The sequence below is a fragment of the Nocardiopsis sp. TNDT3 genome (genome assembly GCF_003427465.1).
Taxonomy (GTDB): domain Bacteria; phylum Actinomycetota; class Actinomycetes; order Streptosporangiales; family Streptosporangiaceae; genus Nocardiopsis; species Nocardiopsis dassonvillei.
In genome coordinates this window covers 1-6,722 of the sequence record NZ_QPFC01001057.1, presented here as the reverse complement: position 1 = coordinate 6,722, position 6,722 = coordinate 1, and the positions used below count along the sequence as shown (strand labels likewise).

Below are 6,722 nucleotides of genomic sequence, written 5' to 3'. Positions count from 1 at the left end.
GTCCCCTCGCTGCTGCTGGCCCTGGTCGCGGCGGTCGCGCTGCCCGGCCGGGCGGCCGTCGTGGTGGCCACGGTGTGCGGCGGGGCGCCGCTCACCCTGCGGGTGGTCCGCGACGCCGTCCGCTCGGTGCGCGCGTCGGGGTACGTGGAGGCCGCCCGGTGCCGGGGCGAGCGCCCGGCGTCGATCCTGTTCCGGGAGGTCCTGCCCGCCGTGCGCGGGCTGGTCGCCGCCGACCTGGGCCTGCGTCTGGTGGTGGCCCTCCAGGTCGCCTCGGCGCTGGGCGTCCTGGGCTTCGGCGCCTCCCCTCCGGCGCCCGACTGGGCGCTGATGCTGCGCGAGAACATGGCCGGCGCGGCGATGAACCCCTGGGCCGTGGCCGCACCGGCCGCCGCCCTGGGCGCGACCACGGTCGTCCTCGCCCTGGCCGCCCAGTTCTCCCCGCGCCGCGACGGCGTCCGGCCCCGGCGGAGGGGTTTCGCGAGAAGGAGGAAGGAGGCTCTCGGTGACAGTGGATCCGGTGGGTTCGGTGGTTGAGGACGCGGGGCTGAGCGCGCTGGGGATCCGCGTGCGGAACCTGGAGGGCCGGACCGTGGTCGGCCCGGTGGACCTGCGGGTGCCGGACGGGCGGGTCCTGGCGGTCATGGGCGGGTCCGGCGGCGGAAAGACGAGTGCCGTGCTGGCCGCCCTGGACGCCCTGCCGCCCGGGCTGGTGCGCGAGGCCGGGGAGGTGCGCTGGCACGGGACGCCGATCCCCGCCGGACGTGCGGCGCGTCGCTGGCGGCTGGCCCACGCCGGAATCCTCGGCCAGGACCCGGCCTCGGACCTGCACCCCCTGCGCACGGTGTTCGCGCTGGTGGCGGAGGGGCTGCCGCGCTCCGGACCGGTGGTGGAGGGAGGTCCGTTCTCCAGTCCAGCGGCGGGGGTGCCGCCGCGTCCCGGAGGCCGGGACGCGCGGCGGGCCGTGCGCGGCGTGCTCGCGGATCTGGGCCTGGACCCCGACGCCGTGGGACGCCGCCGCCCGCACGAGCTCTCCGGCGGGCAGGCCCAGCGCGTGGCGCTGGCCAGGGCGCTCGTGGGCGACCCCCGCGTGCTGGTGCTGGACGAACCCACCAGCGGCCTCGACCCCGCCACGGTGGAACTGGTGGTGCGGGTACTGGAGCGGCGGCGAGGGAGGCCCGGCCGGGTCACGGTCGTCGTCACGCACGACCGCGCCTTCGCGGACCGCGTGGCCGACGACCGCCTCGTGCTGGGGAGCTTCTCCGACGCGCGGGGAGCGGACGCGGAGCGCGCCATCCCCTCCGGCGGCGCCGAGGTGCTCGGGCTCCGGGGCGTGCGCGTGACCGCTCCCGGCGGACGGGAGCTGATCGCCGCGGCGGACCTGTCGGTGCGACGCGGCGAGTGCGTCGCGGTCCTGGGCCCTTCCGGAAGCGGCAAGTCCACGCTGCTGCGCGCCGTCGCCGGACTGCATCCGCCCGCCTCGGGGAGCATGGCCCTGAACGGCGCTCCGCTGCCGCCGCGCCTGCGCGACCGGGACCGACCCCTCCTGCGAGCGGTCCAGTTCGTCGGACAGGACCCCGTGGGGGCGCTCAACCCCGCCCACCGCGTGGGCACGGCGCTGGCCCGCCCCGCCCGCGTGCTCCTGGGGCTCTCGCGCGCGGAGGCCCGCGCCCGCGTCCCCGACCTCCTCGCGCGGGTCGGCCTGCCGGGAAGCGTCGCCGACGCCCACCCCGGGCGGCTCTCCGGCGGCCAGCGCCAGCGGGTGGCCATCGCCCGCGCCCTGGCCGCGCGCCCCGGCCTCCTGCTGGCCGACGAGGTCACCTCGGCCCTGGACGCGGCCAGCGCCCGCACGGTCCTGGAGCTGCTGGACTCCCTGCGCGAGGAACACGGGCTGGCCGTGCTCCTGGTCACCCACGACCGCGACGTCGCCGCCCGCGCCGACCGGATGCTGGCGCTGGACCCCGAGCACCGGAAGCTGGACCCCGAGGGCCTCACCGTGCCCTAGCCGCCGGACCGGAAGCGCGTAGTCAGGCCGAGAACCACCGGGCACGCACCGGTGCCGGACGGAAGGTCCGGTTCCGGGGCCGTCCCGAGGGGGCGGCCGGGTTCCCGGGCGGGCCCACCACCGCCCGCGCGCTCCGGTCCGCCAGGGTGCGGCGCGCCCAGGCCCGGCCCGCTCCGGGCACCGGAGGGTTCGAGAAGCGGGGGGACGGTCAGGCCGGTCCCGTCAACGCGCTGCCTCCGTCCGTAACACGAAACGCCTGGCCGTGTACGCCGTGTACAGGGCGAATCCGGCGCGGGCCGTGACCAGGACCAGCCACAGGGACAGCAGGTTCAAGAGTCCGGCCAGGGCCAACAGCGCGATCACCGGCAGAGCGGTGCACCACAGCAGGACGACGAGGCCGCGCACGGTGGCGTGGGGCGCGATGACGACCTTGAGCACCGACGACAGGAAACCCGCCCAGGGTTCCAGCAGCAGTTGGACGCCCACCAGCCGCACACCCCAGAGCACCAGGGGCTCCTGTTCCAGGCCCAGCAGTCCGGCGATCGGGCCGGGAGCGGCCAGGAACGGCAGCGCGACCGGCCACAGCACAAGAGCCATGGACGCGGTGAACAGGCGCAGCCGGCGCGTGGGGTCCCCGGGAACGCCTTCGGAAGCGCGCAGGAGTCGGCCCGCCACCATGCCGTAGGGCTTGAGCGGTACCACCAGTGTGCGGACGACCGTGATGAAGGCGACGGTGGCGGCGGCCTGGGCCACCGGCAGGGAGGTGGCGATCTGCGCGACCAGAGCGAAGGTCACCACCAGCACGAGGACGTCGAACGACCCCGAGAAGGAGCCCGGAACGGAGCGCATCACGTGCGCCGAGAACATCCTCCGGGCGCCGGTGCGCACCGCTCTGACGGCGGCGGTCCTCGCCCGTGGCTCAGTGCGCAGCACGGTGCGGACGAGCGTCGCGAGGTCGATCAGGGAGCAGCCCGCGCCGATCACCACCAGCGCGACCACCGGCGGCGGCTGCCACAGGAACACGGCGGCGGCGAGTACCGCGTAACCGGCGAAGTTCTCCACGCTCGTGCGCAGGCGCACGCCCTCCTGGCCGGTGACCACCAGGATCCCCCCGGCGGCGTACATCAGGGGAGCGATGAACACGGACGGAAGGCAGGCGAGGTAGTAGGCGGCGAACAGGGCGGGTGAGTGCTGGAAGAAGAGGACGCCGCCGCCCGCCACCAGGGCGGCCGCGGACAGGAACACGGAGCCGGCCAGCACCACGGCGGCGAGGGCGGCCGGTTTCTCCGTGTCCCGCAGGAGCGTTTCCCCGCGCAGGCGGGCGACCACGAGGATCTGGTAGGCCGTGCCCGGGGACATGACCACCAGCAGAAGGGGGAGCGTGCTCCCGTAGGACGCCGGGATTTCGGGGCCGTACGCGCTCAGAGCGGAGAAGAAGACCAGGACCCTGGCTCCGGGGAGGAATATGGCCAGGGCCATCTTCGTGCCACGCGACAGGAAGTCCCGTGTGACTCCGCCTTTTCTCCTGGCGGGTTCTTCTGGCATGGGTTTCCAGCTCGACGGGGCCTGGGGCTTGTGGAGAACACCGTGAGATTAGCAGGGGACTCCGGGGTGGCGCCAAGGGAAGGCCGTTCCCAGGAGTGGTTTCCGGATCGGATTGAAAGTGCTGTTCAGAGGTTTTCCGGGTTCACTGAATGGCGCGGGGTCATGGCCGGTACCGGCCATTTCCATGAGCGGGTGCGCGGTGGCGGGGAAATCGAGCGGTTCCGCCCTTGCCCGAATGCGCGGACGGGCGCGGTCCCCGCGGTCGTCGGGGCGTCCGATCCGGTCGGCGGCGGAGGACGGCCTCCCGGGCAGCCGACCGCCGGGCGGGGTCGGCGAGACGCACGGGGAGTGTCGGGCCTCACTTGCCCGCGTGGCGTGGGCCTCTCGTGCGGGCCCGGGCCGCACATGACCCCGGCGGCCGAGACCCCTGGGACAAACCGGGTATCCCCTTCCACGCCGGACTTCCGCGCCCCCCAGTGCGGCGGCCCGGCGCGCCCCCGCGTCCCGCTTCGTCCCTGTTGGGCGGGGCACGGGGGATCAATAATGAAAACGGTTGTCATATGCTGCTCTGGTCCGCTGAGGCGTCCGCGCGCCGCGGCGGCCTCCCCGCCCCCGACCCGGAAGAACCGCCGTGCACCTGCGCAAGATCCCTCCCGGCGCCTGCCTGGCCGCCTCCGCCCTCCTGCTGACCGCCTGCCTCCCCTCCGGCGGCGACACCGCCGCATCCGAGGAGGACGGGCGCATCGCGGTGGCGATGCTGCTGCCGCCGAGGTCGGCCCTCTCGCCGCTCACCGACGACGCCTTCAAGCTCTCGCGCTGGAGCACCGCCGAGACCCTCGTCGTCCTGGACGAGGTCGGCGACCCCCAGCCCGGCCTGGCCACCGACTGGACCCAGGTGGACGACACCACCTGGACCTTCACCATCCGCGACGGGGTGACCTTCCACGACGGCACGGAGCTGACCGCCGACGTGGCCGCCCACTCCCTGGAGTACGCCGCGCAGGCCTCGCCCAAGCCGCGCATCCTCGACGGCGTCGAACTCGGGGTCGAGGCCGAGGGCGACACGGTCACCGTCACCACCGCCGAGGCCGACCCGCTCGTCCCCCAGCGCCTGTCCTCGCCGCAGCTGTCGATCCTGGCCGAGAGCGCCTACGAGGGCGACACGGTCAGCCCGGTCGGCACCGGCTCGGGCCCCTTCGAACTGGTCGAGGTCAACGGCACCACCTCCGCGAGCCTGGACCGCTACGACGGCTACTGGGGTGAGGCCGCCCTGGCCCCGGGCATCGACGTCAGCTTCGTGCCCGACGGCACCGCCCGCGCCGCCGCCCTGCGCACCGGCGAGGCCGACATCGTCGAGGCCGTGCCCACCTCCCAGGCCGCCCTGCTGGACCCGGAACTCATCACCGAGGTCCCGATGCCGCGCACCAACACCCTCTACCTCAACACCCAGGACGGGCCCTTCACCGACCCCGGCCTGCGCGCCGCCGCCCGCGAGGCCATCGACCGCCCGACGCTGGTGGACGGCGTCTACGAGGGGCGCGCGGACGCGGCCGAGGGACTGCTGGGCCCCGCGCTGCCCTGGGCCGCCGACCGCCCCGAACGCCCGGAGGCCGCCGAGGCCGCCGACCCCGACGGCGCCGCCATCACCCTGGCCACCTTCACCGACCGCCCCGAACTGCCCGAGGTGGCCACCGTCCTGGAGCAGCAGCTGGAGGAGGCCGGGTTCGAGGTCGAGCAGGTCGTGCGCGAGTACGCCAACATCGAGGAGGACGCCCTCAACGGCGAGTTCGACGCGTTCATCCTCTCCCGCGCCACCGTCCTGGACTCCGGCGACCCCGTCGCCTACATGACGAGCGACTTCTCCTGCGACGGGTCCTTCAACATCGCCCAGCTGTGCGACGAGGACGTGGACGCGGCCCTGGAGGAGGCCGAGCGCACCCCCGCGGGCGACGAGCGGCGCGCCGCGATCCTGGAGGCCGAGGCCGCCGTCCTGGCCACCGACGCCGCCATCCCCATGCTGCACGAACGCGTCATCCAGGGCGACGCCGCCAACGTCGTGGACTCGGCCAAGGACCCGCGCGAGCGCCTGCTCGTCACCCCGCGGACCCGGCTGAACTGATGGCCGCCGCCGCTCCCGACCGCACCGGCGCCCCCGGTCACACCGCGCCCCCCGGCCGCACCGGCGCCCGCGGGTCCGGGTGGCTCCTGCCCCTGGTCTCGCGCGTCGCCGCCCTGGTCCTGGTCACGGTCGTCGTCGGGCTCCTGCCCTGGCTGTCCGGACGCGACCCCGCCCTGTCGGTGCTGCGCGCCCGCTCGGCCGAGCAGGCGCCCACGCCCGAGGTGCTCGACGCCATCCGCGAGGACCTCGGCCTGGCCGACGGTCCCGCGGTGACCCTCGCCCGCTGGTTCGGCGGTGTCCTCCAGGGCGACCTCGGCCGGTCCTGGGTCTCCGACGCGCCCGTGCTGCCCTCGGTCGTCTCGGCCATGGGCGTGTCCCTGACGGTCATGGGCGCCGCGCTCGCCGTCGCCCTGCTCGTCGCGGCCGTGCTGTGCGCCCCCACGCTGGTGCGCGGGGCGCGCGGCACCCTGCGCCCGGGCGGGTCGGGCAGCGGGGCCGCCGCCGCGGTGCTCACGGCCCTGCCCGAGTTCCTCGTCGCCGTCCTGCTCATGGTCGCCCTCTCGGTGTGGCTGGGCTGGCTGCCGCCCTACGGCTGGCAGGAGCCGGTGAACCTCGTGCTCCCGGCGCTGGCGCTGGGCCTGCCCGCGGGCGGACTGCTGGGACGGCTGCTCGACGACGCGCTGCCCGCCGTCCTCACCGAGCGCTGGGTGGGGCTGTGGACGGCCTCGGGCTGCTCCCCGGCCGCCGTCGCCGCCGCGGCACTGCGCCGGGCCGCCCCCGCCCTCATCCCCCAGTTCGCCATGGTCGCCGTCGGCCTGACCGGCGGCGCCGTCGCGGTGGAGACGGTCTTCGCCGTCCCCGGGATCGGCCGCACCGCCCTGGGCGCCGCCCAGTCCCAGGACCTGCCGCTGCTCCAGGGCGCCGTGCTCGGCCTCGTGCTGCTCGGCACCGCGGCCGGGATCGCCGCCCAGGCCGCCCGTCGCCTCCTGCTGGGCCCCGGCCTGAACGACGCGGCCCTGTCCCTGCCCCCGCCGCCCACCGCCCCCGCGGGGGCCG

The 6,722-nt window shown here is 75.6% G+C and carries 5 protein-coding genes; 4 read left to right on the top strand and 1 reads right to left on the bottom strand.

What is annotated here, in order from left to right; genetic code table 11:
- Positions 1-534 (top strand): ABC transporter permease subunit (locus tag DQW06_RS23755; RefSeq protein ID WP_117199346.1); only part of this gene is annotated, 534 nt, incomplete at its 5' end.
- On the top strand, positions 509-2,002 hold the full coding sequence (locus tag DQW06_RS23750) for an ABC transporter ATP-binding protein (RefSeq protein WP_117199345.1): 1,494 nt from the start codon (positions 509-511) through the stop codon (positions 2,000-2,002). The genes DQW06_RS23755 and DQW06_RS23750, both read left to right, overlap by 26 nt.
- 222 nt (positions 2,003-2,224) lie before the next feature.
- Here the strand turns inward: DQW06_RS23750 and DQW06_RS23745 are convergent, their stop codons facing one another.
- The gene (locus tag DQW06_RS23745; RefSeq protein WP_232833135.1) at positions 2,225-3,481 is read right to left on the bottom strand and encodes a hypothetical protein; all 1,257 of its coding nucleotides are present in this window, start codon (positions 3,479-3,481) and stop codon (positions 2,225-2,227) included.
- 697 nt (positions 3,482-4,178) lie between these two features.
- Here DQW06_RS23745 and DQW06_RS23740 point away from each other — a divergent pair.
- Entirely contained in the window at positions 4,179-5,666 is a 1,488-nt protein-coding gene (locus DQW06_RS23740; RefSeq protein ID WP_117199343.1) for an ABC transporter substrate-binding protein, read from the top strand.
- On the top strand, positions 5,666-6,722 hold a 1,057-nt coding region (locus DQW06_RS23735; protein ID WP_117199342.1), incomplete at its 3' end, for an ABC transporter permease subunit. The genes DQW06_RS23740 and DQW06_RS23735, both read left to right, overlap by 1 nt.